This is a genomic window from Pelagerythrobacter rhizovicinus (genome assembly GCF_004135625.1).
GTDB classification, from domain to species: domain Bacteria; phylum Pseudomonadota; class Alphaproteobacteria; order Sphingomonadales; family Sphingomonadaceae; genus Pelagerythrobacter; species Pelagerythrobacter rhizovicinus.
The window spans coordinates 1083815-1109166 of record NZ_SDPV01000002.1; the positions used below are offsets into that span (position 1 = coordinate 1083815).

25 protein-coding genes and 1 tRNA gene are annotated in these 25352 nt (G+C 67.9%); 13 read left to right on the forward strand and 13 right to left on the reverse strand.

The annotated features are described in order from the left end of the window. Positions 1-3 precede the first annotated feature (3 nt). The 11 genes from ETX26_RS13055 to ETX26_RS14375 all read right to left on the reverse strand — a co-directional run bounded on the left by ETX26_RS13055 (position 4) and on the right by ETX26_RS14375 (position 10221). Positions 4-423, reverse strand: coding sequence for a DUF3035 domain-containing protein (locus ETX26_RS13055; RefSeq protein ID WP_404825297.1), 420 nt, complete (start codon positions 421-423; stop codon positions 4-6). Continuing rightward, positions 423-953, reverse strand: coding sequence for a signal peptidase II (gene lspA, locus ETX26_RS13060; RefSeq protein WP_129525090.1), 531 nt, complete (start codon positions 951-953; stop codon positions 423-425). The genes ETX26_RS13055 and lspA overlap by 1 nt, the downstream gene beginning before the upstream one ends. Next, positions 950-3883: an isoleucine--tRNA ligase gene (ileS, locus tag ETX26_RS13065; RefSeq protein WP_129525091.1), complete on the reverse strand. Its 2934-nt coding sequence runs from the start codon at positions 3881-3883 to the stop codon at positions 950-952. Before ileS ends, lspA begins: the two co-directional genes overlap by 4 nt. A gap of 137 nt (positions 3884-4020) precedes the next feature. Next, entirely contained in the window at positions 4021-5067 is a 1047-nt protein-coding gene (locus ETX26_RS14370) for a glycerophosphodiester phosphodiesterase family protein (RefSeq protein ID WP_165271773.1), read from the reverse strand. Then, positions 5064-5990: a bifunctional riboflavin kinase/FAD synthetase gene (locus ETX26_RS13080; protein ID WP_129525093.1), complete on the reverse strand. Its 927-nt coding sequence runs from the start codon at positions 5988-5990 to the stop codon at positions 5064-5066. Before ETX26_RS13080 ends, ETX26_RS14370 begins: the two co-directional genes overlap by 4 nt. Then, positions 5987-7168, reverse strand: a complete 1182-nt coding sequence (locus ETX26_RS13085; RefSeq protein WP_129525094.1) for a dipeptidase — start codon at positions 7166-7168, stop codon at positions 5987-5989. Before ETX26_RS13085 ends, ETX26_RS13080 begins: the two co-directional genes overlap by 4 nt. Continuing rightward, positions 7165-7659, reverse strand: a complete 495-nt coding sequence (locus tag ETX26_RS13090; RefSeq protein WP_225425776.1) for a dihydrofolate reductase — start codon at positions 7657-7659, stop codon at positions 7165-7167. Before ETX26_RS13090 ends, ETX26_RS13085 begins: the two co-directional genes overlap by 4 nt. A 7-nt stretch (positions 7660-7666) precedes the next feature. Next, a complete protein-coding gene (locus tag ETX26_RS13095) occupies positions 7667-8722 on the reverse strand; it encodes a 5-(carboxyamino)imidazole ribonucleotide synthase (RefSeq protein WP_129525095.1) in 1056 nt (351 codons plus the stop codon). Between the two features lie 122 nt (positions 8723-8844). Further along, positions 8845-9336 carry a 5-(carboxyamino)imidazole ribonucleotide mutase gene (purE, locus tag ETX26_RS13100; protein WP_129525096.1) on the reverse strand — a complete coding sequence of 164 codons (492 nt, stop codon included), beginning with the start codon at positions 9334-9336 and terminating at the stop codon, positions 8845-8847. Position 9337: 1 nt separating this feature from the next. Continuing rightward, positions 9338-10024 (reverse strand): 2,3-diphosphoglycerate-dependent phosphoglycerate mutase, encoded by a 687-nt coding sequence (gene gpmA, locus ETX26_RS13105; protein ID WP_129525097.1) that lies wholly within the window; start codon positions 10022-10024, stop codon positions 9338-9340. Between the two features lie 35 nt (positions 10025-10059). Then, entirely contained in the window at positions 10060-10221 is a 162-nt protein-coding gene (locus ETX26_RS14375) for a hypothetical protein (RefSeq protein WP_165271774.1), read from the reverse strand. 90 nt (positions 10222-10311) lie between these two features. Here ETX26_RS14375 and ETX26_RS13110 point away from each other — a divergent pair. From ETX26_RS13110 to ETX26_RS13120, 3 genes are all read left to right on the forward strand, one after another. Further along, a tRNA-Thr gene (locus ETX26_RS13110) sits at positions 10312-10386 on the forward strand. 373 nt (positions 10387-10759) lie between these two features. Continuing rightward, positions 10760-11227, forward strand: coding sequence for a PH domain-containing protein (locus ETX26_RS13115; RefSeq protein ID WP_225425777.1), 468 nt, complete (start codon positions 10760-10762; stop codon positions 11225-11227). After that, complete coding sequence (locus ETX26_RS13120) at positions 11224-12750, forward strand: PH domain-containing protein (protein WP_129525098.1); 1527 nt, start codon at positions 11224-11226, stop codon at positions 12748-12750. Before ETX26_RS13115 ends, ETX26_RS13120 begins: the two co-directional genes overlap by 4 nt. On the opposite strand, the gene ETX26_RS13125 is transcribed toward ETX26_RS13120, so the two are convergent. Then, positions 12743-13063: a GNAT family N-acetyltransferase gene (locus ETX26_RS13125; RefSeq protein ID WP_129525099.1), complete on the reverse strand. Its 321-nt coding sequence runs from the start codon at positions 13061-13063 to the stop codon at positions 12743-12745. The genes ETX26_RS13120 and ETX26_RS13125 overlap by 8 nt on opposite strands. A gap of 52 nt (positions 13064-13115) precedes the next feature. On the opposite strand from ETX26_RS13125, the gene ETX26_RS13130 reads away from it, so the two are divergent. Continuing rightward, a complete protein-coding gene (locus ETX26_RS13130; protein ID WP_129525100.1) occupies positions 13116-14123 on the forward strand; it encodes a threonine aldolase family protein in 1008 nt (335 codons plus the stop codon). Beyond that, positions 14120-15040: a DMT family transporter gene (locus tag ETX26_RS13135; protein ID WP_129525101.1), complete on the forward strand. Its 921-nt coding sequence runs from the start codon at positions 14120-14122 to the stop codon at positions 15038-15040. The genes ETX26_RS13130 and ETX26_RS13135 overlap by 4 nt, the downstream gene beginning before the upstream one ends. Position 15041: 1 nt before the next feature. On the opposite strand, the gene ETX26_RS13140 is transcribed toward ETX26_RS13135, so the two are convergent. Further along, a complete protein-coding gene (locus tag ETX26_RS13140) occupies positions 15042-15812 on the reverse strand; it encodes a Rossmann-fold NAD(P)-binding domain-containing protein (RefSeq protein WP_129525102.1) in 771 nt (256 codons plus the stop codon). A gap of 52 nt (positions 15813-15864) precedes the next feature. Here ETX26_RS13140 and pepN point away from each other — a divergent pair, with 52 nt between their 5' ends. The 8 genes from pepN (at position 15865) to ETX26_RS13180 (ending at position 25347) form a co-directional block, all read left to right on the forward strand. After that, positions 15865-18519 (forward strand): aminopeptidase N, encoded by a 2655-nt coding sequence (gene pepN / locus ETX26_RS13145; RefSeq protein ID WP_129525103.1) that lies wholly within the window; start codon positions 15865-15867, stop codon positions 18517-18519. Continuing rightward, positions 18512-19264 carry a peptidoglycan editing factor PgeF gene (gene pgeF / locus ETX26_RS13150; RefSeq protein ID WP_129525104.1) on the forward strand — a complete coding sequence of 251 codons (753 nt, stop codon included), beginning with the start codon at positions 18512-18514 and terminating at the stop codon, positions 19262-19264. Before pepN ends, pgeF begins: the two co-directional genes overlap by 8 nt. 180 nt (positions 19265-19444) lie before the next feature. Further along, the gene (petA, locus tag ETX26_RS13155) at positions 19445-20020 is read left to right on the forward strand and encodes a ubiquinol-cytochrome c reductase iron-sulfur subunit (protein ID WP_129525105.1); all 576 of its coding nucleotides are present in this window, start codon (positions 19445-19447) and stop codon (positions 20018-20020) included. Positions 20021-20037: 17 nt separating this feature from the next. Next, complete coding sequence (locus ETX26_RS13160; RefSeq protein WP_129525106.1) at positions 20038-21330, forward strand: cytochrome b; 1293 nt, start codon at positions 20038-20040, stop codon at positions 21328-21330. Positions 21331-21352: 22 nt separating this feature from the next. Next, entirely contained in the window at positions 21353-22213 is an 861-nt protein-coding gene (locus tag ETX26_RS13165) for a cytochrome c1 (protein WP_129525107.1), read from the forward strand. A 76-nt stretch (positions 22214-22289) separates the two neighbouring features. After that, the gene (locus tag ETX26_RS13170) at positions 22290-22826 is read left to right on the forward strand and encodes an adenine phosphoribosyltransferase (RefSeq protein WP_129525108.1); all 537 of its coding nucleotides are present in this window, start codon (positions 22290-22292) and stop codon (positions 22824-22826) included. Between the two features lie 71 nt (positions 22827-22897). Then, positions 22898-24742, forward strand: a complete 1845-nt coding sequence (locus tag ETX26_RS13175) for a cation:proton antiporter (protein WP_129525109.1) — start codon at positions 22898-22900, stop codon at positions 24740-24742. After that, positions 24739-25347 (forward strand): OmpA family protein, encoded by a 609-nt coding sequence (locus tag ETX26_RS13180; RefSeq protein WP_129525110.1) that lies wholly within the window; start codon positions 24739-24741, stop codon positions 25345-25347. Before ETX26_RS13175 ends, ETX26_RS13180 begins: the two co-directional genes overlap by 4 nt. Positions 25348-25352 lie beyond the last annotated feature (5 nt).

Sequence of the window (25352 nt, forward strand, 5' to 3'; positions counted from 1 at the left end):
CTATTAGCCCTGCGGAATAACCGCCTGCGCGTACTGCCCGTCGCCTTCGGGCGCTGCGACGATGTCGCGGGTGACGCTGCCCTTGGCGACCGTGTTCGTCTCCGGATCGCCGACCTCGCTGCGAATGCTCGGCTCCGCCGTTCCCGCGCGCTCGATCATACTCGTTTCGATCTGGCTGCGCGGAGCGGGGCCGCCGAACAGGGCCTCGAGCGCCTGCTCGCTGGCGGTTTCCTCCGCCGGGCGGGGCGCACCCGGCGCGGGCGGCACGAGGTTGAAATCGGGGGGCACCACGAGCGGCGCCTGGCGCTGCACGGCGAATTCGTCGGGCCGCTCACGGCCGATGATCCCGCCGTCGCTGCCACAGGCTGCAAGTATCGCGCTCGCGCCGCCAAGAAGGACGAGGGTGGTCGATTTATGCATCATCAGCTCTCCGCGGCGCCGGGCGCCGACTTGTGTTCGGGTGTTGCCTCCTTGTCGCGCACGAAGAAGGCACGGGCAAGGATTATCAGGACGCCGATGGTGATCGCGGCATCGGCGATGTTGAAGATCAGGAACGGGCGGAATTCGCCGAAATGCAGGTCGGCATAGTCGATCACGTAGCCGAGCTCGTAGCGGTCCTTGATGTTGCCCAGCGCCCCGCCGAGGATCAGCGAGAGGCCGACGATCTCGCCCAGGGCCTTCTCGCGCAGCATCCACACGGTCACGACGAGCGCGATCAGGCTGGTCACGCCGACGAGAATCCAGCGCATCTCCATCGACTCGGCCTGGAACATGCCGAGCGAGACGCCGAAGTTATAGGTCAGCCGGAAATCGAAGAACGGCAGCAGTTCGACCACGTCGCCGCGCTCCATGGCGAGCGTTTGGGTGACGTAGCCCTTCATCGCCTGGTCGATCAGGAACAGGACGATCGCGGCGGCGAACCCGATCAGGCGGTATTTCGCAAGCTTGCTCATGCTGCGGCATCCAGTTCGGCGACGGCTCCGTCGCACCGTTCGCACAGAGCTCCGTCCTCCGTCACCTCGGGCAGGAGGCGCCAGCAGCGGCCGCACTTGTGGTCGGTGGTGCGCGTCACGGTCACGGCGTCGCCGTGCCCGCGCACGACTGACGCGGTGATGAACAGCTCGGCGAGATCGGCATCCGTGAAGCCCTCGGGGACCGCATCGGCGGGCACCGTCACTTCGGCCTCGAGCCCGGAGCGCACGACTTTCTCCCGCCGCAGGGGTTCGATCGCTTCCATCACCCGCTCGCGCAGCGCGCGCAGGCCTTCGAAGCGCGTCGCGAGCCCGGGGTTCGCCCACTCGCCTGGCAGCGGATTCAGCTCCTGCAGGTGCACGCTGCCGCGCTCGGGGAAGCGCGTCGTCCAGGCCTCCTCGGCAGTGAAGACCAACACCGGCGCGGCATAGCGCACGAGCGCGTGGAACAGGATGTCGAGCGTGGTGCGGTAGGCGCGGCGGCGCAGATCGCCGGGCGCGTCGCAGTAGAGGCTGTCCTTGCGGATATCGAAGAAGAAGGCCGACAGGTCCTCGTTCGCGAAGTCCACCAGCGCGCGGGTGTATTCGTTGAAGTCGAAGTCCGCGATCGCCTGGCGCAGTGCTGTGTCGAGGGCGTGGAGCCGGTCGAGAACGTAGCGCTCGAGTTCAGGCATGTCCGCCGGCTCGATCCCTTCGGCCTCGTAGTCGAACCCGTCGAGCGCGCCGAGCATGTAGCGGAAGGTGTTGCGCAGCTTTCGGTACTGGTCGGCGACGCCTTTCAGGATCTCGTCGCCGATCCGGTGGTCCTCGGTATAGTCGACCGACAGCGCCCAGAGCCGGATGATGTCCGCTCCGTACTGCTCCATGACCTTGATCGGATCGACCGTGTTGCCGAGCGATTTGGACATTTTCTTGCCGTCGCTCGCCATGGTGAAGCCGTGGGTCAGCACGGCGTCGTAGGGCGCGCGGCCGCGCGTGGCGCACGATTCGAGCAGCGAGGACTGGAACCAGCCGCGGTGCTGGTCGGAGCCTTCGAGGTAGAGGTCGGCAGGCCACTTGAGCTCGGGCCAGCGGCCGCTCTCGAGGACGAACGCGTGGGTGCAGCCCGAATCGAACCACACGTCGAGAATGTCGGTCACGCGCTCGTAGTCGGCCGGATCGTAGTCCGGGCCGAGCAGTTCGGGCGCCGCTTCGTCGGTCCAGGCGTCGACCCCCTTCTCCCGCACCGCCGAGACGATCCGCGCGTTGACCGCCGGATCGACAAGATACTCGCCTGTCTTGCGGTCCACGAACAGCGTGATCGGCACGCCCCATGCGCGCTGCCGGCTGAGCACCCAGTCGGGCCGGCCCTCGACCATCGATCCGATGCGGTTGCGGCCCTTCTCGGGCACGAAGCGGGTGTCGGCGATCGCCTGCATCGCCGCCCGTCGCAGCGTCGGAGGGGCGCCCGCCGCTTCGTCGGACGGATCGATTGCGCCGCCTTCGCTCTCCCACTTCCGTTCGGGCGGGGTTTTCACGTCGAGTTCGGTCAGAGGCCGGTCCATCGGCACGAACCACTGCGGGGTGCAACGATAGATGACCTTGGCCTTTGAGCGCCACGAGTGCGGGTAGGAGTGCTTGTAGTCGGCACTGGCCGCGAGCAGCGCGCCCGCTTCGCGCAGATCGGAGCAGATCGGACCGTCTGGCGCGTTGAACTTGGGGTTGGTGACCGACATCCGGCGCTCGTCGCCGCCGCCCAGCCAGACCCAGTCGTCGCGGTAGCGCCCGTCGGCCTCGACCACGAACTTCGGGTTGAGGCCGTGCGCCTTGCACAGCACGAAGTCGTCCTCGCCGTGATCGGGCGCCATATGGACGAGGCCGGTGCCGCTGTCGGTGGTTACGAAGTTGCCCGCTAGGAACGGGCGGGGCTCGGCGAAGAACCCGCCGAGATGGTGCATCGGGTGGCGGGCGATGGTGCCGGCGAGGTCGGAGCCAGTATATACGAAATCGTACTCTACGCTTCTTCCATCGACCATCCCGTTCGATAGCGGCGGAAAACCCAAACGAGCGAGGAAATCGGGAACGAGATCTTCGGCCACAAGCCACATTGGCTGTTTGTCGCCATCGATCACGTTCAGAAGCATGTAGCGAACATCCGGCCCATAGGCCAAAGCCTGGTTCACCGGGATCGTCCAAGGCGTCGTCGTCCAGATCACCGCATGCGCGCCGACCAGCTCCGGGATCGGGCTTTCGACGATCTCGAACGCCACGTCGATCTGGGTGGAGACGATATCCTCGTATTCGACCTCGGCCTCGGCTAGCGCGGTCTTCTCCACCGGGCTCCACATCACCGGCTTGGCGCCGCGGTAGAGATTGCCCGCTTCGGCGAACTTGAGCAGTTCGGACACGATCGTCGCTTCTGCCGCGAAGTCCATCGTCAGGTAGGGATTGTCCCAGTCGCCGTTCACGCCGAGGCGCTTCAACTGCTCGCGCTGCACGTCGACCCAGCGCTGGGCATAGGCGCGGCATTCGGCGCGGAACTCGGCCGCGGGGACCTCGTCCTTGTTCAGCTTCTTCTTGCGGTACTGCTCCTCGACCTTCCATTCGATCGGGAGGCCATGGCAGTCCCACCCGGGCACATAGGGCGCATCCTTGCCGAGCAGGCTCTGCGTGCGCACGACCATGTCCTTGAGCACGTGGTTGAGCGCGTGCCCGATGTGCATGTCGCCGTTGGCGTAAGGCGGGCCGTCGTGGAGCACGAATTTCTCGCGACCGGCGCGCTCTTCGCGCAGCTTGCGGTAGAGGTTCTCCTCCTCCCAGCGCGCGAGAATGCCCGGCTCCTTCTGCGGAAGGCCGGCTTTCATCGGGAAGTCGGTCTTCGGCAGAAAGACCGTGTCCTTGTAGTCGCGTTGCGGTTTCTGGGCGTCGTTCATGGAACCAGCGCCGCTAGAGGAAAGAAGGCGTGTAGGAAAGTGTTTCGGCCCGAAATAGGGTTGCGTCTGCCGATACCCTACGCCTCCGGGATCGCGGGCGCGGCGAATCGCGCCGCCGCGGCCCGAATCGGTGCGAATCAGCGCGATTCGCGGCGGCGTTGGAGCGCGGCCTGCGCGGCGTCGATCTCGGCCTGGCTGCGATCGTCGAAGCGGGTGATGAGAGCAGGGATCACGGTGAAACCGTCCTCCACCATGGCATAGCCATTGAAGCTCGCGGGGATCTCCCCGAGCTGTTCGGGAAGGTCGAGGCCGCCGAGCCGCCCGTCCTCGCGCGGGGTGACGATCACCACGTGCGCGCCAGCTTCCTCCATCCGCGCGATCAGGCGGTTGGGCCAGCCGGCGAAGGCCCACTGGCGGTCGAGCGGAACCAGAAGCGTGCCGTTCTCGCACGCCTCCGGCACGAGGCCGAACCAGCCCCATGTGCGATAGGCGGCGCTGCAGGCCGCGGCGCTTTCCTCCGAAAACGCCCAGGCGCCGGGGAAATGCTCCGCGATGCGCGCGACGTGCGCCGGATCGCCGCGGAAGCCGTCGCGCGCGGCGACCGGATCGCGCCCGGCCTCGCGCAGCGCAGTCGCGAGCCGATCGGCCTCGGCCGGATCCGCGCCGGTGAAATCGTAAAGCAGCCGCGCGCGGCCCGCGGCTCGGATCGCCTCGGCCAGCGTCGGGATCGCGCCGACACCCTCGCCGCGGAAGGGGTAAGTCTTTCCGCCATCGGCGGTGTAGCCGTAGCCCGCATCGAGCGCCTTGAGCTCCGCCATCGTCAGGTCGCGGACCTTGCCCGTGCCATTGGTGCGGCAGTCGACCATCGGGCCGTCGAACACGGCGATCTCGCCATCGGCGGTCGAGGCGACGCCGATCGCGATCACATGTGCGCTGAGCTTGGCCGCACGCGCGATCGAACGCGTGGTGTTTCCGAGATAGTCGTGGGCGGGCGGCTCGATCCGGCCGGCGGTGCAGGTGTCGCGCTCGACACCGGCATGGTCATAGAGCTGATGGATTCCGCGATGCGCGATCAGCTTAACCGAGCCTTTGGGCTCGGACGCGAGCCAGCTCGCATTGACGACGGTCAGCGCGAGGAAGGCCAGGGCGAGGGCGAAGGCGAGATACCGCAGCCAGCGCTTCACCCGAGCCACTCCCGCGCCTTGTCGCAGTCGCGCTCGATCTGCGCGACGAGCGCGTCGAGCGAATCGAACTTGGCTTCCGGCCGCAGGAAATGGTGGAACGCGACCTCGATCTCCTGCCCGTAGAGATCGCCGGCGAAGTCGAAGAAATGCGGCTCCAGCAGCTCCTTGGGCGGTTCGAACTGCGGGCGCACGCCGATGTTGGCCGCGCCCTTGAGCAGCTGCCCGGTGGCGAGCACCCGGCCGGTCACGGCATAGATGCCGAACCGGGGCCGCAGGTAGTTCTCGATCGCGAGGTTCGCCGTCGGGTAACCGATATCGCGCCCGCGCTTGTCGCCGTGCTCGACCACGCCGCGAATCGCGAAGGGCCGCGTGAGGAGCGTGGCGGCGCCCTGCGGATCGCCCTCGCGCAGCGCCTCGCGGATGCGGCTGGAGGACACGGGCGCCCCGCCTTCCATCACCGGCTGCACCGCGCGCGCGGCAATGCCGACCTCGCGCCCGAGCTCGGCCAGCCGCGCGCGATCGCCCGCGCGCCCTTTGCCGAAGGTGAAGTCCTCGCCCGTCACCACGCCGGCAACGCCGAGCCTGTCGGCGAGCAGCACGCGCACGAAGTCCTCCGCCGTGGTGTTCGCCAGTTCGGCGTCGAAGTGGAACACCAGCATCGCCGTCGCGCCCGCAGCGAGATAGAGCTCCTGCCGCTGTTCCAGCGTGGTCAGGCGAAACGGCGGCACTTCGGGCTTGAAGAAGCGCACTGGATGCGGATCGAACGTGGCGATGATCGCCGGGCGGCCCTCGGCGCGCGCCCATTCGATCGCTTCGTGCGCGACCGCCTGGTGGCCCTTGTGGAAGCCGTCGAAATTGCCGAGCGCGATGATCGCGCCGCGCAGGGGTTCGGGAATCCGCTCGCGATGGTCGAGCCACCTCATGAGGCGGACTCCAGCGGTGCAATCCCCGCGCGCAGCACGCGCAGGGCGTTGCCGCCCATGGCAGCGCGGATCTCGTCGGGGGTGAAGCCTTCGTCGAGCAGCGCCTGCGTCACCTGCACGAGCTGTGAGGTGTCGAAACGCACGGTGGTCGCGCCGTCGTAATCGCTGCCGAGCGCGACATGCTCGATCCCGACCAGATCGCGCACGTGCTTCATCGCACGGGCGGCGTCGCGCGGACTCGTGCCGCAGACCGCCGCGTCCCAATACCCGATGCCGATCACTCCGCCGGTGCGCGCGACGCCGCGGATTTCCTCGTCGGAGAGGTTGCGGTTGACCTGGCATGTCGCCTGCACACCGCCGTGGCTGGAGACGACCGGGCGGCGCGCCATCGCAAGGATGTCGGCGACGCAGGCATGGCTGCAGTGCGCAATGTCGACGATCATCCCGATCGCTTCCATCCGGCGGATTGCTTCGCGCCCCTTGGCGGTCAGGCCGCCTTTCTCGATCCCGTGCATCGACCCGGCGAGATCGTTGTCGAAGAAATGCGTCAGCCCCGCCATGCGGAAGCCGGCCGCGTGGAGTCGGTCGAGGTTGCCGAGATCGCCTTCGAGATTCTGCAGCCCCTCGATGCTGAGCATGGCGCCGACCGGTGTCGGCTGACCAGCGCGCCGTGCGAGCAGCGCCTGCACGTCCTGCGGCTGCGCGACTTTCATCAGGCGCCCTTCCGATTCGGCGACCGCGCGGTCGAGCTTCTCGCCGTGGTAGAGCGACCGCTGGAGTAGCGAGCTCCAGGTGCGGATCGGCTGGAGCTGGGCGATCGTCAGCGCGGTGATGTTGTCGGTCTCGGCGCTGTTGGCGTCGTAGTTCTGGTCCTTGGGGGTCTTGGTCACGCTGGAGAAGACCTGCAATGCGACGTTGCCGTCCTCCATCCGCGGCAGGTCCTCGTGCCCCCGCGAAGCACGGTCGAGCAGGTCGCGGTCCCACAGCAGCGTGTCCGAATGGAGATCGACGATCGTCAGCGTCGCATGGAGCGCCTTCGCCTCTTCGGAAGCGGGGATCAGCGGCTGGCCATCGACCTTGTTCATACCGCGCTCGATCATCCCCGGCGCGAAGGCGAAGAACCCGATTGCGGCGAGCACGACCAGCGCCAGCGCCCGCCATGCGATCTTGCGCGTCATTCCCCCGATTCCTCTCTCCGCAGCGTCACGAAATCGAACGCAGGTCGGCCGTCTTCCGCCGCATGCGCCTCGCGCCCCGTTTCCCGCCATTCGGGTCCGAGCGGCGGCATGACCGTATCGCCCGCGTAATCGGCGTGGATCTCGGTCAGCTCGACCCGCTCGGAAAGCGGCAGGAATACCTCGAAAATCGCCGCCCCGCCGATCACCGCAATCTCCCCGTCGCCCGCCAGTGCGAGCGCTTCCTCGGCCGACCTCGCGATCTCGGCGCCGGTCGCATTCCAGTCGGCGTTGCGGGTCAGCACGATGTGGCGGCGGCCCGGAAGCAGGCCGGGCAGGCTCTCGAAGGTCTTGCGGCCCATGATCATCGGCTTGCCGATCGTCAGCGCCTTGAAGCGCTTGAGATCGGCGGGAATGTGCCAGGGCAGGGCGCCTGCGTCGCCGATCACCCCGTTCGCCGCGCGCGCGTAGATGCAGAACAAGCGCTGCGTCACGCCCGGGTCACCACTGCCCGATCCGGGTAACGTGGCCCATCTTGCGGCCCTCGCGCGCCTGGCGCTTGCCGTAGAGGTGTAGATGTGCCCCCGGTTCGGCGAGGCATTCGTGCGCGCTGTTCGCGTCCTCGCCGATGACGTTCGTCATGACCACCTGCGCCGCCGTGGTCGCGGTGTCGCCCAGCGGCAGGCCGCAGATCGCGCGCACGTGGTTCTCGAACTGGCTCGTCGCCGCGCCCTCGATCGTCCAGTGCCCCGAATTATGCACGCGCGGGGCCATCTCGTTGAACACCGGCCCCTCGTGGGTCGCGAAGAACTCGAGCGTCAGCACGCCGACGTAGCCCAGCGCTTCGGCCACACGGGCGGCAAGCTCGCGCGCCGGCGCGACTTGCGCGGCGATCGCCTCGCCCGCAGGCAGGGCCGATGTCGCGAGGATGCCGCCGACATGGGTGTTCTCGGCGCTGTCCCAGAACCGCACCTCACCGTCGTGTCCGCGCGCGAGGATCACCGAGAACTCGGCGGTGAACTCGACGAAGCCTTCGTAGATCGTCGGCGCGCCGGGCAGGCGGATCGCATCGGCATCGCGCGCCGTCTGGATGCGCCACTGGCCCTTGCCATCGTAGCCGTCGCGCCGCGTCTTGAGGATGCCCGGGGCGCCGATGCGGTCGACCGCGGCCGCGAGTTCCTCGTCCGTATCGACCGGCGCATAGGCCGCGGGGGTGCCCCCGAGGCTTTCGACGAAGCGCTTTTCCTTGAGCCGATCCTGCGCCGTCTCCAGCGCGCGCGGGTGCGGGGCGAGCAGCGGCTCGATGGCGGCGAGCGGGCCGACCGGCACGTTCTCGAACTCCCAGGTCACTACATCGCACCCGGCGGCGAACTGGGCGAGCGCAGCGGCATCGGTCCAGGGGGCGCACGTGAAATCGGCGCTGACTTCGGCGGCGACACTTTCCCGGTCCGGCGCGAAGATGTGGCAGCGATAGCCCAGTTGCGCGGCCGCGATCGCGATCATCCGGCCGAGCTGGCCGCCCCCGAGAATGCCGATTGTCGCGCCTGGCAGGATCAAACTCTCGCTTCCTTTATCCGTTCGCCCTGAGCTTGTCGAAGGGCCGCTCTTTGTTTCAATCCGCGCTAGAAGAAAAAGCGATGCTTCGACAAGCTCAGCACGAACGGAGAGCAGAGGGAGGGCTAATCCACCGGCCTTTCGCCCACGGCGGCGCTGCGCGCGGCGCGCCAGTCCTGCAGGCGCTGCGAGAGCTCCGCGTCGGACAGCGCGAGGATCGCTGCGGCGAGCAGCCCCGCGTTGGTCGCGCCCGCCTTTCCGATCGCCAGCGTCCCGGTCGGCACGCCGGCGGGCATCTGCACGATCGAGAGCAGGCTGTCCTGCCCCGAGAGCGCCTTCGATTCGACCGGCACGCCGAGCACCGGCAGGTGCGTCAAAGCGCTGAGCATGCCCGGCAGGTGCGCCGCACCGCCCGCGCCGGCCACGATCACCTGGAAGCCCTGGTCCGCTGCACCTTTGCCGAATTCGTACATGCGATCGGGCGTGCGGTGGGCGGAGACGATGCGCGCCTCGTATGCCACGCCGAGCTCCTCCAGCACGTCCGCGGCACATTTCATGGTCGGCCAGTCGGACTGGCTGCCCATGACGATGGCGACTTTGGCTCCCCCGGCAGGCATCTCAGCGGTCCTTCAGGTAGTGGCGCTCGCCGGGTTTCATCGCGGCGTCGAATTCGTAGACGATCGGCTGACCGGTCGGGATCTCGAGCCCGGTGATGTCCTCGTCCGAAATGTTCGAGAGATGCTTGACCAGGGCGCGCAGCGAATTGCCGTGGGCCGAGACGATCACCGTCTCGCCGCTCGCAAGTACGGGCAGGATCTCGCCTTCCCAATAGGGCAGCACGCGCTCGATCGTGAGCTTGAGGCTTTCGGTCCGCGGCACTGCGATCCCGGCGTAGCGCGGATCGGCGGCGAGATCGTAATCCGTGCCCTCTTCCATCACCGGCGGCGGGGTATCGAAGCTGCGGCGCCAGATATGGACCTGCTCGTCGCCGTGCCGCTCGCGCGTCTCCTGCTTGTCGAGCCCGGTCAGGCCGCCGTAATGCCGCTCGTTGAGGCGCCAGTCCTTGGTCTCGGGGATCCACAGCCGTCCGCAGGCTTCCAGCGCGAGATGCAGCGTCTTGATCGCGCGGACCTGGAGCGAGGTGAAGGCGCGGGTCGGCAGCACGCCCTTCTCGGCCAGCAGCTCGCCTGCCGCGATCGCTTCGGCGACGCCCTTCTCGGTCAGGTCGACGTCCCACCAGCCGGTGAAGCGGTTTTCGAGGTTCCACTGGCTCTGGCCGTGGCGGACGAGGATGAGCGTCGGCAAGGAAAGGCTCCTCATGCGTTCGGGAGCGAGTGCGGTTAGCTTTTCGTGTCCGGCTTGGAAAGCCCGCTCTTGTCCGATTCGCCGGGCGGGGCAGCGCGCAATTCGCGTGACTGCGCCTTGCGGCGGCGCAGGTTCTCGCGCAGCTTGGCCGCGAGACGCTCCTCGCGCGACAGATTCTTGCCGGCTCCCTCGGTCATGCGAAACGCCTTGCCGCCAATTGCGCGCAGGCTCAAGCTTGGCTTGACTTTCCCCAAGGGGACGACAATAGCGCGCCCGCTTCTCCGAACGCTGCTGTAGCTCAGTGGTAGAGCGCACCCTTGGTAAGGGTGAGGTCGGGAGTTCAATCCTCCCCAGCAGCACCATTCTTGCCGCAGGCAAGAATGGTTTTTTGTTTCGCCTCAAACGCCGGCGGCCGCATCCGCGGCCCTGGCTTTCCTCGCTCCCCTTCGGGTCGCTGCGGGCGCGCGGTCGCGCTTGCGGTCCGCTGATCGCGGACCGGGCCATATTCCGATCCCCCCCATTTTTGCGCCAGCACAAATGGGGAGGTGGTAGACGCCGCAGGCGTCTGACGGAGGGGCACTGGCGCGCAAAAGCCCCTCCACCACGAGCCGCTTCGCGTCTCGCGGTCCCCCTCCCCCATTTGCGCCTTGCGGCGAAAATGGGGAGGATCAATGCGTCTCCGCCAGCGCAAACAAACCCTTGCCGCGCCGAGCCGTCTTAGCCATGTAATGCACCATGGACGAAAGCGACGCGCCGACCCCGCTGCATCCGAACCACGTCAAGGCCATGCGCGTTGCGACGCTGATCGCTTCCGTGCCTTTTGTGATCGGCGCGCTCGTGCTGGAAGTCGCCGGCCTCCTGCCGACCGGCGTTTTCATCGTGCCCGTGCTGCTTGCCGCAGTGCTGATCGTGATCCGTGTGCCGAGGCGGCGCTACATGGCGCGGGGCTATGTCATGGGTGAAGACCGGCTGCGCGTCGTGCGCGGGCTGTGGTTCCGCTCGGATACGGTGGTGCCGTTCGGGCGGGTCCAGCATATCGACGTTCATCAGGGACCGCTGGAGCGCGCCTATGGCCTTGCCACGCTGACGCTCCACACCGCCGGCTCGCACAACGCCTCGGTCTCGCTGCCGGGCCTCGCCGACGCCGACGCGCGGGCGATGCGCGAGACGATCCGGGCGCAGATCAGGCGCGACACGATGTGAGCGAGCCGGTCGACACTCCCGAACCAGACGAACGGCGAACCGAGCCGGCAGGCCTGGTTCTCAGCGCGATCTCGGGCCTGCGGCAAACGATTCCGGCCGTGATCGCGATGGTCTTCGTCCTGCGCGACCAGGGGCACTGGCTGCTGGCCGCGGTGCCGCTCGCGCTCGTGCTGCTGGGCGCGAGCGTGTTGGTGGCCTGGCTCCAGTGGCACCGGCTGACGTACCGGGTCGGCGCGGAGGACATCCGGGTCGAAAGCGGCGTTCTCAGCCGCGCGGCGCGCTCCGTGCCTTACGAACGGATCCAGGACGTCAGCCTCGAACAGGGGCCGCTTGCCCGGCTGTTCGGTCTGGTCGAGGTGCGCTTCGAGACGGGCGCCGGCGGCAAGGACGAGCTCAAGCTCGCCTATCTCATGGAAGCTGAGGGCGAGCGGCTGCGCGAAGTCGTGCGCGAGCGCAAGGACGATGCGGCCGCCGAAGCGGGCGACGCCGAAGCTGGCGCAGGCGAGCCCGCCGCCGAAGTCCTGTTCGCGATGGCACCGCGCCGGCTCGTTACTTTCGGGCTGTTCGAATTCTCGCTGGCGGTCGTCGCCGTCGTCGCGGGTGCGGTGCAGCAGTTCGACTTTATCCTTCCGTTCGATCCGTGGGATTTCGACGAGTGGCAGGAGCGGCTGGCAGGGCCGGGCTCCTGGCTCTCGGGCCTTGGGCGAACCGCGCAGATCGTCGGCGGGATCATCGCGGCCGGTTCGCTGCTCCTGCTCGGCTTCGCGACCGGACTCGTGCGAACCGTGCTGCGCGATTGGGGCTTCACGCTCGAGCGGACCGCGAAGGGCTTTCGCCGGCGGCGCGGGCTGCTCACCCGGACCGACGTCGTCATGCCTGCGCACCGCGTGCAGGCGCTCGCGTTCGGCACGGGGATTCTCCGCCGCCGGTTCGGCTGGCACGGCCTCAAGTTCGTCAGCCTCGCACAGGACGCCGGCGCATCGAGCCACGATGTCGCACCCTTCGCCCGGTGGCACGAGCTCGAACCGATCGCGCGGGCCGCGGGCTTCGCGATGCCGACCGAGGACCTCGACTGGCACCGCGCCGGAGCGCGTTACCGTATCGATTCCGCGCTGTTGGCAGGGGTGATCGCCGGCGGCATCGCCCTCGCGGTGCTGGTCGCGCTCTCGGCCACGGGCGCCGCCAGCCCGCTCCTCGCACTGATCCCGCTCGCCATCGCGCTGCCGCTGGCGGCATGGCAATGGTTTCTCTGGCGGTTCGAGCGGCATACGCTCGACGAGGCGCAGGTCTATGCGCGGCACGGCTGGCTTGCGCCGCGCACCGACGTCGCCTCGCGCGTCAAGCTGCACTCGGCCGAGATCGCGCAAGGGCCGATCGCCCGCCGGCGCGGCTATGCGACCCTGCACCTCGGCCTTGCCGGCGGGAAGCTTGCCATCGAGGGGATACCGCTCGCGCGGGCGCAGGAGCTGCGCGCGGCGATCCTGCACAGCATCACCGCGCAGGACTTCTCCCGCATCAACTAGCGGTCGGCGCGCGCAAGGCCGCCCATTCGGGATGGCGCCGGAACTGCGCTTCGACGTAGGAGCATTGCGGCTCGATCGTGAAGCCTTCCGCTTTGGCGTCGGCGATCAGCGCTTCGACCAGCGCGGCCGCGACGCCGCGCCCGCCGATCTCGGGCGGGACCAGCGTATGGTCGGCGATCCGCGCGTTGCCGCGCGCCTTCCAGGTCAGCCGCCCGACATGGTCGCTGTCCGGCACGTGCGCGCGGTACTCGCCGTGCACCGGCGTGTCGCCCGGACCGGGATGGCAGGTGATCTCGAGACCTTCGATGGCCATGAATGTCGCTCCTTCTTGCGCTGAACGCTGCGGCGGCTAGACGCGTTCCGCCATGTCCAGCGCCAAGCAGTTCCTCTCCGACAACGCCGCCGCGGTCCACCCGAAGGTGTGGGACGCGATGCGCGCCGCCGACGAATCCGACTCGCCCTACGATGGCGACGCGCTCTCGCGGCGGCTGGACGAGGCCTTCTCGGCCCTGTTCGGCCGCGACTGCGCGGCGATCTGGGCGGCGACGGGAACGGCGGCCAACTGCCTCGCGCTCGCGACGCTGGTCCAGCCGCACGGCGGCGTCGTCTGCCACCGCGAGGCCCATATCGAAATGGACGAAGGCGGCGCGCCCGGTTTCTACCTCCACGGCGCAAAGCTGCTCCTGGCGGACGGCGAGGCCGCGAAACTCACGCCCGACGCGATTCGGGCGGTAATCGACCCGATCCGCGACGACGTCCATCAGGTGCAGCCGCATGCGATCTCGGTCACCCAGGCGAGCGAATACGGCTGCTGCTACCGTCCGGACGAGATCGCCGCGATCGGGGCGCTGGCGAAGGAGCGCGGGCTCGGCCTGCACGTCGACGGCGCGCGCTTCGGCAATGCGGTCGCCTTCCTCGGCTGCTCGCCGGCCGAGGCCGTGGGCCCTGCCGCCGCGCTGAGCTTCGGCTGCATCAAGAACGGCGCGATGAGCGCGGAGGCGATCGTGTTCTTCGATCCCGCCGCCGCCGATCTCGCGCGCTATCGCCGCAAGCGGGCCGGGCATCTGCAGTCGAAGGGGCGGTTCCTCGCGGCGCAATTGCTGGCGATGCTCGAAGGCGATCTGTGGCTGGACAACGCGCGCGCCGCCAACGCTGCCGCGCGCGAGATCGCCTCGGCCTGCGGCGAGCGGCTGATGCATCCGGTCGAAGCGAACGAGCTGTTCGTGCGGCTCGCGCCGGCCGAGCGCGAGGCGCTGCGCGCGCAGGGCTTTGCGTTCTACGACTGGGGCGCCGATGCCGCGCGCTTCGTCACCGCTTGGAACAGCGATCCCGCCGCCGCGGCGGCGCTGGCACGCGCGATCGGCGGCCTGTGAGCGAAACCGCGGAGGGAGGGAAGCCGCACGCGCTGCTGCGCCTGCGCATCGCGCTGCCCTTCGTTCTCGTCGCGCTGATCTGGGGATCGACCTGGTACGTCATCACCGGGCAGATCGATGCCGTGCCGGCGAGCTGGTCGGTCGCATATCGCTTCGCGCTCGCGACACCCGCGATGTTCGCGGTCGCATTGCTGATGCGGCGGAGCCTGCGCATCGAGCGCGCGGGCCACGTGCTCGCGCTGCTGATCGGCCTGACGCAGTTCTGCGGCAACTTCAATTTCGTCTACCGGGCGGAGCTGCACCTGACCTCGGGCGTGGTGGCGGTGATGTTCGGCATGCTCATGGTGCCCAACGCGCTGCTCGGCCGCTGGCTGCTCGGGCAGCAGGTGACAGCGCGCTTCCTCCTCGGCAGCGCGATCGCGATCGCGGGCATCGCGCTGCTCCTGCTGCACGAGGCGCGAATCTCGCCGCTCGGCGGCAACGTGGTCCTCGGCGTGCTGCTGGCGGTGGGCGGGATTCTCTCGGCCTCGGTCGCCAACGTCATCCAGGCGAACGAGACCGGGCGCGCGGTGCCGATGGTCAGCCTGCTCGCCTGGTCGATGCTCTACGGCACCGCCTTCGACGTAGCGATCGCATGGGTCACCGCCGGCCCGCCCGTGTTCCCTGCCGCACCCGCGTTCTGGGCGGGGACCGCCTGGCTCGCCTTCGCGGGGTCGGTGGTGACGTTCCCGCTCTACTACACGATCGTGCGCCAGATCGGCGCCGGGCGCGCGGCGTACAACGGCGTGCTGGTGATCGTCATCGCCATGCTGATCTCGACCGTGGTGGAAGGCTACCAATGGTCGCTGCTCGCCGCCGCCGGCGCGGTTCTGGGCACCGCGGGCATGATCCTGGCCCTGCGGGCGCGGCAGGTCTGATTCAGGCCAGGCTCGCAAGCCCCTCCCGATAAGTCGGATATCGCGGCCGCCAGCCGAGGACGCGCCTGGCCTTGCCGTTCGCGACGCGGCGGTTCTCGCTATAGAAAGCGCGCGCCGCTGCCGACAGGCCTGCCTCGTCGAGCGACTGCAACGGCGGCGGCGCGCAGCCGAGCAGCCGGCAGGCTTCCTCGATCACCGTATTCTGGCTCGCCGGCAGATCGTCGGCGAGGTTATAGGCGCCCGCGGGCGCATCGACTGCGGCGAGCACGCCCGAGACGATGTCGTCGACATGGATGCGGCTGAACACTTGGCCCGGCACGTCGATCCGGTGCGCCTTGCCCTCGCGCACGCGGTCGAGCGCGCTTCGCCCCGGCCCGTAGATACCGGGCAGGCGGAACACCCGCGCGCCGCGCGCCAGCCATGCCGCGTCCGCCTCTGCGCGCGCGGTACGCCGGCCGGATCCGACAGGCGCGCTCTCGTCGACCCATGCGCCGTGCGCATCCCCATAGACGCCGCTGGAAGACAGGTAGCCGATCCATCGATGGCGCAGCACATCGGCATAGCGGGCAAGCACCGGATCGCCGTCATCCGCCGGCGGCACCGAGGAGAGGACATGCGTCGCCTCCGCCAGTGCAGCGCGGATCGCGGCCTCGTCGTCGAAGGCGACCGCCCCGTTGCGCCCGGTGCCCGTCACCGCCCAGCCGCGGCCTTCCAGCGCGCGGGCGACACGGCTGGCGGTGTAGCCGATACCGAAAATGAACATCCTATCCATACTCGCGTTCTACCCGATGACGTTCGCAGCGAAACCGCCTAGGAGGATCGCCATGGACATCGCACGCACGCCCTCCACGCCCGACGGAAATCCGCAGCTCGCCGACGCCGCGCCCGAGCCGAAGGAGCCGCCGCTGATCCGGCGCGAGGATTACCGGCCATTCCCATGGCTGGTGCCCGAAATCGCGCTCGATTTCGATCTCGGGCTCGAGGCGACGAAGGTGACCGCGACGCTCACCGTCGCGCGCAATGCGCGTGCCGACACATCCCAGGTCATCCGCCTCAACGGCGACGGGCTGCAGCCGCTCTCGGTCGCGGTCGACGGCGAGCTCGTGAACGACTGGACCATGGACGGCGGCGACCTGATGCTCCCCCTGCCGGGCGAGGCGCACGAGGTCGCGATCGTTACCGAGATCGACCCGTCCGCCAACTCGCAGCTCATGGGCCTCTATGCCTCGAACGGCATGCTCTGCACGCAGTGCGAGGCGGAGGGTTTCCGCCGTATCACGTTCTTCCCCGACCGGCCGGACGTGCTCTCGATCTACCGCGTGCGCATGGAAGGGCCGAAGGCGCAGTTCCCCATCCTCCTGTCGAACGGCAACAAGATCGCCGAAGGCGAGGGCGAGGGCGGCCGGCACTGGGCCGAGTGGCACGATCCCTGGCCCAAGCCGAGCTATCTCTTCGCCCTCGTCGCGGGCGATCTCGTCGCCCGTTCGGACAGCTTCACTACGATGAGCGGGCGCGAGGTGGCACTCAACGTCTGGGTTCGCGCCGAGGACCTGCCGCGAACCGGCCACGCGATGGAATCGCTCAAGAAGTCGATGAAGTGGGACGAGGAGGTGTTCGGCCGCGAATACGACCTCGACCTGTTCAACATCGTCGCGGTCGGCGATTTCAACATGGGCGCGATGGAAAACAAGGGCCTCAACGTCTTCAACACGAAGTACGTGCTGGCCGACCCCGAAACCGCGACCGACGGCGATTTCGATGCGATCGAGGGGGTGATCGCGCACGAATACTTCCACAACTGGTCGGGCAACCGGGTGACCTGTCGCGACTGGTTCCAGCTCTCGCTCAAGGAGGGGTTCACCGTCCTGCGCGACCAGCTCTTCAGCCAGGACATGCAGGGCGAGGCGGTCAAGCGGATCGAGGACGTGCGCGTGCTCCGCTCGGTCCAGTTCCCCGAGGATTCGGGGCCGCTGGCGCATCCGATCCGGCCGGACAGCTTCCGCGAGATCTCCAATTTCTACACCGCGACGATCTACAACAAGGGCGCCGAGGTGATCCGCATGATGCGGACCATGGCCGGCCCTGCGGCATTCCGGCAGGGCACCGATCTCTATTTCGAACGCCACGACGGCGAGGCGGCCACCTGCGAGGATTTCGTCAGGGCGATGGAGGACGGCGCGGGGCTCGATCTCACCAAGTTCCGCCTGTGGTATTCGCAGGCGGGCACGCCCAAGGTGAGCGCCGACCTGTCGCATGAGGGCGAGGTCGCGACGCTCACGCTGCGTCAGCAGGTGCCGCCTACGCCGGGCCAGCCCGCCAAGCACCCGATGCCGGTCCCGCTCAAGCTCGCGCTGTTCGACCGCGAGACCGGCACGCACCGGGGCGAGCAGCTCGTCATGCTCGACGGGGCCGAGAAGACCATTGCCTTCGAGGGCTTCGCGCAGCCGCCGGTGCTTTCGATCAACCGCAGTTTCTCCGCGCCGGTTTCGATCGAGCGGCACGTTCCGCGCGAGGATCTCGTGTTCCTCGCCGCGCGCGATGACGACGCCTTCGCGCGGTCGGAAGCGATGCAGGAGCTCGTCGTCGGTCATCTGGTGGCGGCTGCCGGCGAAGGGTTGGACGAGAACGAGCGGAGCGAGGGCCGTGCGGCGATCCGCGAGGCGCTGACGGCGATCCTGGTCGATCCGGGGCTCGACGACCTCATGCGCGGGGAGCTGATGGTGCTGCCGGGCGAGACCTACCTCGCCGAACAGATGCTGATCGCCGATCCCGGCCGCATCCATGCCGAGCGCGAGAGCCTCAAGGCGTGGCTGGCAGGCGAGCTGGGACGCGAGCTGCGCGACATCCACGCGCGGGCGAGTAGCGTGCCTTACAGCCTCGACAGGGCCGCTCGCGGCGCACGCAAGGTGAAGACGCTGGCGCTATCGCTCCTTGCCGCGGGCGATCCGGAGCGGACGGCGGATCTCGCGGCGGGCCAGTACGACGCGGCCGACAACATGACCGACCGGCAGGGGGCGCTCATGGTTCTCGCCGGCTTCCCCAGCGCCGCGCGGACCGACCGGCTGATCGATTTCTATCGCCGCTACCGCGAGAACCCGCTGGTGATCGACAAGTGGTTCAGCCTTCAGGCCATGTCGCTCCATCCCGACGCAATCGAGCACGTCAAGGCGCTGCGCCAGCACGAAGACTTCACGCTGCGCAATCCCAACCGCGTGCGCGCGCTCTACATGGCCTTCGCGGGCAATCCGCACGCGTTCCATGCGGCGAGCGGGGAAGGCTACCGCATGATCGCGGACATGATCCTCGAATTGGACCCGATCAATTCGCAGACCGCAGCGCGCTTCGTGTCGCCGCTCGGCCGCTGGCGACGCATGGAACCGGGTCGCGCGGCACTGATGCGCGGTGAGCTCGAGCGGATCGCCGCTGCGACGGGGCTCTCGCGTGATACGCGCGAACAGGTCACGCGGTCGCTTGGTTGAGGCGCTTCGATCTCCCCTGCTCGAGGCAGTGCCGCACGGGTTCCTGACCCGGTCGGGCGGCGTTTCGAGCGGTGCGGCCGGCGGGCTGCAATGCGGCTTCGGGGCCGACGACGACCCGCGAGCGGTCCGCGAGAATCGGCGGCTGGCGAGCGAGGCGGTCCTGCCCGGCGCTGTCCTCGTAGGCGTTCACCAGATCCATTCGTCCGACGTCGTGGTGGTCGAGGAACCCTGGGGCGACGACGAGCGTCCTCGCGCCGACGCGCTCGTCACGCGGCAGCCCGGAATCCTGCTCGGCATCGTCACCGCGGACTGCGCTCCGGTGCTGCTCGCCGACCGCGACACCGGGGTGGTTGGTGCCGCCCATGCGGGCTGGCGCGGGGCGCATGGCGGCGTACTGGAGAACACGGTCGAGGCCATGGTGGCCCTGGGCGCCGAACGGGCGCGGATCGCGGCGGCGATCGGGCCCTGCATCGCGCAGCCGAGCTATGAGGTCGATCGGGATTTTCGCGCGCAGTTTCGCGAAGAGGATGCCCGTTTTTTCGTCCCGGGAAGCGCCGGACGCTGGCAGTTCGACCTCCCCGGCTATGTCGCAATGCGGTTGCAATCGGCGGGAGTCGCCGCGGCCGAGGCGCTCGGCCTCGATACCTATGCCGACGCTGCGCGCTTCTACTCCTATCGCCGTGCAACGCACCGGAGCGAGGCCACTTACGGCCGGCTGATCTCGCTCGTGGGGATGGCACGCTGACGCCATTCCCCATTTCCAAAAAGGCGGTTGGCAGCGCTGGCTTTCGAGTCTACAGGCCCCGCAAACCGGCACCGCAGGGGGCCTCGCCTGCTCTTGCGCAGGTTGCGGCCGCTTGGGGATTCTCCCCAACGGCAGCGGGGTCGGGTCCGGGCAAGACACGTCTGAATCAAGGCAGGGCTAATGGCTGATACGACTGGCGCCGCGACACCCGATACAGTCGCCGTACACGGCGATGACGGGGTCCGCCGGCGCGACTTCATCAACATCGCGGCGGTCAGCGCCGCGGGTTTCGGCGGGGTGGCGGTGCTCTATCCGCTGATCAGCCAGATGGCGCCCTCGGCCGACGTTCTTGCCGAAAGCAGCACCGAAGTCGACGTGTCCGCGATCGAGCCGGGCCAGGCGATCAAGGCCGTCTTCCGCAAGCAGCCGCTGTTCGTCCGCCGCCTGACGGAAAAGGAAATCGCGGAGGCGAACGCGGTCAGCGTCTCGTCGCTGCGCGATCCGCAGACGCTCGCCGAGCGGACCAAGGAGGGGCATCAGGACCTGCTCGTCACGATGGGCGTCTGCACCCACCTCGGCTGTGTGCCGCTGGGCGCCGCCGAAGGTGAGAACAAGGGCGAGTTCGGCGGCTACTTCTGCCCGTGCCATGGTTCGCACTACGACACGGCCGCGCGCATCCGCAAAGGCCCGGCGCCGACGAACCTCGAAGTGCCGGAATACGAGTTCACTTCCGACACCGTGATCAGAGTCGGCTGAGGAGCGAGAGACAGAACATGAGCTTCCCCTGGGCCAAGGAATATACCCCGGCCAATCCGGTCATGAAATTCCTCGACGAGAAGCTGCCCCTGCCGCGGCTCGTCTACAACGCGGTGGGCGCCGGCTATCCGGTGCCGCGCAATCTCAACTACATGTGGAATTTCGGCGTTCTCGCCGGGTTTTTCCTCGTGCTGCAGATCGTCACCGGCGTTGTGCTGGCGATGCACTATGCGGCCGACGCGACCGTCGCCTTCGGCAAAGTCGAGCACATCATGCGCGACGTGAACTGGGGCTGGCTGATGCGCTATGCCCACGCCAACGGCGCCAGCTTCTTCTTCATCGTCATCTACCTGCACATCTTCCGCGGGTTCTATTACTCCTCGTACAAGGCGCCGCGCGAGATGGTGTGGCTGCTGGGCGTGGTGCTCTTCCTGCTGATGATGGCGACCGCGTTCATGGGTTACGTCCTGCCGTGGGGCCAGATGAGCTTCTGGGGCGCCAAGGTCATCACCGGCCTGTTCGGCGCGATCCCGGTGGTCGGCGAGCCGCTGCAGGTCTGGCTCCTGGGCGGCTACGCGCCGGATGACGCAGCGCTCAACCGCTTCTTCTCGCTGCACTTCCTCCTGCCCTTCGTGATCGCAGGCGTCGTGATCCTGCATATCTGGGCGCTCCACATCCCGGGCTCGTCTAACCCGACCGGCGTCGAGGTGAAGAGCGAGAGCGACACCGTTCCCTTCCACCCGTACTACACGGCGAAGGACGGCTTCGGGCTGGGCGTGATCCTGATCCTGTTCGCGGCGATGGTGTTCTTCCTGCCGAACTATCTCGGCCACCCCGACAACTACATCGAGGCGAACCCGCTCTCGACCCCGGCGCACATCGTGCCCGAATGGTATTTCTGGCCGTTCTACGCGATCCTGCGGGCCTTCACGATGGACTTCATCCTGCCGGCCAAGCTGTGGGGCGTGCTGGCGATGTTCGCGGCAATCCTGATCTGGTTCTTCCTGCCCTGGCTCGACCGTTCGCCGGTGCGCAGCGGCCACTATCGCCCGCTGTTCCGCAAGTTCTTCGGGTTCGGTCTGATCCCGGCAATGGCGGTGCTGTTCTACTGCGGCGGCGCGCCGGCCGAAGAGCCCTACGTGATGCTCAGCCAGATCGCGACGGCCTACTATTTCCTCCACTTCCTGGTGATCCTGCCTCTGGTCTCCTCGTTCGAGAAGCCCGAGCCGCTGCCCTATTCGATCACCGAAGCGGTGCTGGGGTCCGACAAGAAAGCCGTGCTCGGCGAGAACACGACGCCCGCGACCTGAGGACGAGAGAAAGAGAAACGCAATGATCCGGCCTATCGCAATCCTCGTCGGTCTCGGCTTCAGCATCGTCGTGCTGCTGTCCTTCGTCACCGGCGCCTACACCTGGGCGACCGAAGAGGTGCAGCCCGCTGCGGAGTACGAGTTCCACCTCGCACCGCACGGTCCGGAGGGCGGCTTCGCGCACGATGGCCCCTTCGGCACCTGGGACGTGGCGCAGCTGCAGCGCGGCTACCAGGTCTACAAGGAAGTCTGCGCCGCCTGCCACAGCCTCAAGTACGTCGCCTTCCGCGATCTCGCGGGGCTCGGCTACGACGAGGGGCAGATCAAGGCGGAAGCGGCGAGCTACCAGGTGCCCGGCATCGACCCTAACACGGGCGAGGCGACGTTCCGTCCGGGCCTGCCGACCGACTACTTCCCGTCGCCCTATCCGAACGCGGTCGCGGCCGCTGCGGCAAACAACAACGCGATTCCGCCCGATCTCTCGCTGATGACCAAGGCGCGCCACCACGGGCCGGAATACGTCTACTCGCTGTTGACGGGGTACGGCCCGATCCCGGCCGAGCTGGAGCAGGAGTTCCCTGAGTTCGAGACGCCGACCGGCCTCTACTTCAATCGCTATTTCCCGAACCTCAATCTGGCGATGGCGCCGCCGCTCACTACGGACGGGCAGGTGAGCTACGCCGAAGGCAATCCGGCGCCGACCATTCGCCAGATGTCTGCCGACGTGGCCGCCTTCCTGACCTGGACCGCCGAACCCAAGATGGTCGAGCGGCGCCAGACCGGCTGGCCGGTGCTCGGCTTCCTGATCTTCGCGACCATCCTCGCGTTCCTTGCGAAGAAGCAGGTCTGGTCGAACGCGACGCCCGGCCGCAAGGACGACTGATCTCCCGGCCCGCCAAACGCGATTGCGCCCCTCCATCCCGGCGATGCGAGGGGCGCTTTCATTTCGGGAGGACCGGATGAGCCCCGACGATCTCAAGGCGCTGGTTCGCACGGTGCCCGACTTCCCCGCCCAGGGGGTCCAGTTCCGCGATATCACTACGCTGATCGCGCATGGCGAGGGCTTCGCCGCCGCGGTCGAGCATCTGGCGGGCTGGGCGCAGGCCGCCGGCGCCGAGGCTGTCGCGGGCATGGAAGCGCGCGGCTTTATTTTCGGCGCCGCGGTCGCGGTGCGGCTCGGTGTCGGGTTCGTGCCGATTCGCAAGCGCGGCAAGCTGCCCGTCGCGACGATCGGCATCGACTATGCGCTTGAATACGGCAGCGACAGGCTCGAGATGGATCCGGACGCCATTGCGCCGGGCCGGAACGTCGTCGTCATCGACGATCTGATCGCCACCGGCGGCACTGCGCTCGCGGCGGTGGAGCTGCTGCGCAAGGCGGGCGCTCGGGTCGATCACGCCTTGTTTGCGATCGACTTGCACGACCTCGGCGGCGCGAACAGGCTGCGTGCGGCAGGCGTTGCGGTCGAGGCGCTGATGGACTTCGCCGGCGAATAGCGGGATAGAAAGGCGCGTTGGGGCATTGTTTCGATGCGAAGAACGGCCCAACACGATCATTCCGGGGGGTAATGGAAGAGCAGGCATTCGTCATCGCGCTGGTTGGCGTGCTTGGGATCGGGGCGCAGTGGCTCGCCTGGCGGACCGGCTGGCCGGCGATCGTGCTGATGCTTGCCGCGGGCTTCCTCGCCGGGCCCGTTTTCGGCCTGTTCGATCCGGAGACGGCATTCGGCGAACTGCTCGAACCGATGGTGGCGATCGGCGTAGCGCTGATCCTGTTCGAAGGCGGCCTCAACCTCGACTTGCGTGAACTGCGCCACGCCGGCGACGGCGTTTGGCGACTGGTGCTGTTCGGCGTGCCGATCGGATGGCTGCTCGGCAGCCTGGCGGGATACTATGTGGCGGGGCTCGTCTGGCCGGTTGCGATCCTGTTCGGCGGCATTCTCGTTGTGACCGGCCCCACGGTGGTGCTGCCGCTACTGCGCCAGGCGACGATCCAGCCCAGACCCGCCGCGACATTGAAATGGGAAGCGATCGTCAACGACCCGATCGGCGCATTGTGCGCGGTCATCGCTTACGAGTATTTCCGCCTGACGGCGGAAACTCCCGACGCGACCGTGATCGAGATCGTGCCGCCGATGATCATCGCGGTGCTTCTGGCCGGCGGGATAGGCTATGCCGCCGCGCGCCTGGTCGCGTGGTCCTTCCCGCGCGGCGTGATCCCAGAATATCTGAAGGCGCCGGTGCTTCTGACGCTGGTCGTCGGCGTGTTCGTGCTGTCGAACGCGATCGAGCACGAAGCGGGGCTGATGGCGGTCACGGTGATGGGCGTGGCGCTTGCCAACATGAACGTGACCAGCCTGCGCTCGATTCACCATTTCAAGGAGAACATCGCGCTCATTCTCGTCTCGGGCATCTTCATCGTACTGTCCGCCTCGCTGGACTTCGAAGAGCTGAGCTATTTCAACTGGCGCTTCGGCCTGTTCCTGCTCGCGCTGCTGTTTCTCGTTCGGCCGCTGACGATCCTCACCAGTCTTCTGTTCAGCTCGGTCCCGTGGAACGAGCGGCTGTTCCTTGCCTGGATTGCGCCGCGGGGAATCGTGATGGTCGCCGTCTCCGGTCTGTTCGCCCTGCGCCTTTCGGAACTCGGCTATGCCGACGGAGAGGTTCTGATCGGCCTCAGCTTCGCGGTGGTGGTGGCGACGATCGTTGCGCATGGCTTTACCGTCGATCTCGTCGCGCGCTGGCTGGGAGTGAAGGGCACCTCGCGGCCCGGGCTGCTGATCGTCGGCAGCACGCCCTGGACGATCGCGCTCGCGCAGGAAATGCACTCGCTCAAGACGCCGGTGATGATCGTGGATTCGAGTTGGCAGCGGCTCGCCCCCGCACGGCGGGCGGGTTTGCCGTACTATCACGGCGAGATCCTCAACGAAGCGACCGAACACAACCTGGACCTCACGCCTTTCCAGGTGCTGGTCGCCGCGACCGAGAACGAGGCCTACAACACGCTCGTGTGCAACGAGTTCGCTTACGAGATCGGCCGCGACACCGTGTACCAGCTCGGCGAGGCGGCGAGCGACGACGATCGCCACGCGATTCCCCCGTCCCTCCGCGGCCGCGCACTGTTCGAATCCGGCTTCGGCGTCGCCGACGTGAACGAGCGGCAGGCGCAAGGCTGGATCTTCCGCAAGACCAGGTTGTCGGACGAGTTCAAGTTCGAGGACGCGCGCGAGCTTCTGCCCGAATCGGGCCATCTTCTGCTCCTGCTGCGGAAGGACGGCACGCTGCGGTTCTTCACCCACGCTTCGCGTCCAGAGCCGCGGCCGGGCGACACCGTCGTCTCTTTCACTCCGCCGAAGAGCCGGACGGCGGATGAACGAGCCAGGGACAACGAGCGGGGGACGCAAACAGCATGACGACGAGAACCGAGACGATGAAGCGGCTGGCGGCGGCGGCGATTGCGCTGGCGTTGGCGAGCTGCGATGGGGGCGAACCGCCCGCTTCGCCCGAGCCGACCCCCGAGACGCCACCGACGCAGGCCTCCATCATTCGGCCAGATGTCGAGATCGATCGTCCCGAGCCCGAACTGGAGCCGCTGGAGGCGAGCGTCTCCTTCGCGGAGCCGGGCGATGGGTTCTCCCAGGCGGCGCTGGAGGACCTCGAGGCAATCCTCGAGGCGCCACAAGTGGCGGAGGGTGGCGCCATCGTCCTGCGCGGCCATACCGATTCGACCGGGGACGACGAGGCCAATCTGCGCGTCTCGCGGCAGCGGGCGGAAATGGTGCGCGACTGGCTGGTCGAGCATGGCGTGGACGAGGAGCGCATCACCGTGGTCGCCATCGGCGAGCAGCGCCCGATCGCGCCCAACGCCAAACCCGACGGCACCCCGGATGAGGCAGGCCGTGCGGCCAACCGGCGCGTCGATGTCTCGATCGCGTTGCCGGCTAACGCGGGCGCTACCGAGGAGGAGTCGGCAGGGGGTAGCAACGACCAGGCCCACGCAACGCCGCAAACCGACTAGCGGAC

Bases quoted from the DNA above. Each gene is read 5' to 3' on its own strand.
- ETX26_RS13055 (WP_404825297.1), bottom strand. From the start codon at position 423: ATGATGCATAAATCGACCACCCTCGTCCTTCTTGGCGGCGCGAGCGCG.
- lspA (WP_129525090.1), bottom strand. From the start codon at position 953: ATGAGCAAGCTTGCGAAATACCGCCTGATCGGGTTCGCCGCCGCGATC.
- ileS (WP_129525091.1), bottom strand. From the start codon at position 3,883: ATGAACGACGCCCAGAAACCGCAACGCGACTACAAGGACACGGTCTTT.
- ETX26_RS13080 (WP_129525093.1), bottom strand. From the start codon at position 5,990: ATGAGGTGGCTCGACCATCGCGAGCGGATTCCCGAACCCCTGCGCGGC.
- ETX26_RS13085 (WP_129525094.1), bottom strand. From the start codon at position 7,168: ATGACGCGCAAGATCGCATGGCGGGCGCTGGCGCTGGTCGTGCTCGCC.
- purE (WP_129525096.1), bottom strand. From the start codon at position 9,336: ATGCCTGCCGGGGGAGCCAAAGTCGCCATCGTCATGGGCAGCCAGTCC.
- ETX26_RS14375 (WP_165271774.1), bottom strand. From the start codon at position 10,221: ATGACCGAGGGAGCCGGCAAGAATCTGTCGCGCGAGGAGCGTCTCGCG.
- ETX26_RS13115 (WP_225425777.1), top strand. From the start codon at position 10,760: ATGGACGAAAGCGACGCGCCGACCCCGCTGCATCCGAACCACGTCAAG.
- ETX26_RS13125 (WP_129525099.1), bottom strand. From the start codon at position 13,063: ATGGCCATCGAAGGTCTCGAGATCACCTGCCATCCCGGTCCGGGCGAC.
- ETX26_RS13130 (WP_129525100.1), top strand. From the start codon at position 13,116: ATGTCCAGCGCCAAGCAGTTCCTCTCCGACAACGCCGCCGCGGTCCAC.
- ETX26_RS13140 (WP_129525102.1), bottom strand. From the start codon at position 15,812: ATGGATAGGATGTTCATTTTCGGTATCGGCTACACCGCCAGCCGTGTC.
- pepN (WP_129525103.1), top strand. From the start codon at position 15,865: ATGGACATCGCACGCACGCCCTCCACGCCCGACGGAAATCCGCAGCTC.
- petA (WP_129525105.1), top strand. From the start codon at position 19,445: ATGGCTGATACGACTGGCGCCGCGACACCCGATACAGTCGCCGTACAC.
- ETX26_RS13160 (WP_129525106.1), top strand. From the start codon at position 20,038: ATGAGCTTCCCCTGGGCCAAGGAATATACCCCGGCCAATCCGGTCATG.
- ETX26_RS13165 (WP_129525107.1), top strand. From the start codon at position 21,353: ATGATCCGGCCTATCGCAATCCTCGTCGGTCTCGGCTTCAGCATCGTC.
- ETX26_RS13170 (WP_129525108.1), top strand. From the start codon at position 22,290: ATGAGCCCCGACGATCTCAAGGCGCTGGTTCGCACGGTGCCCGACTTC.
- ETX26_RS13175 (WP_129525109.1), top strand. From the start codon at position 22,898: ATGGAAGAGCAGGCATTCGTCATCGCGCTGGTTGGCGTGCTTGGGATC.
- ETX26_RS13180 (WP_129525110.1), top strand. From the start codon at position 24,739: ATGACGACGAGAACCGAGACGATGAAGCGGCTGGCGGCGGCGGCGATT.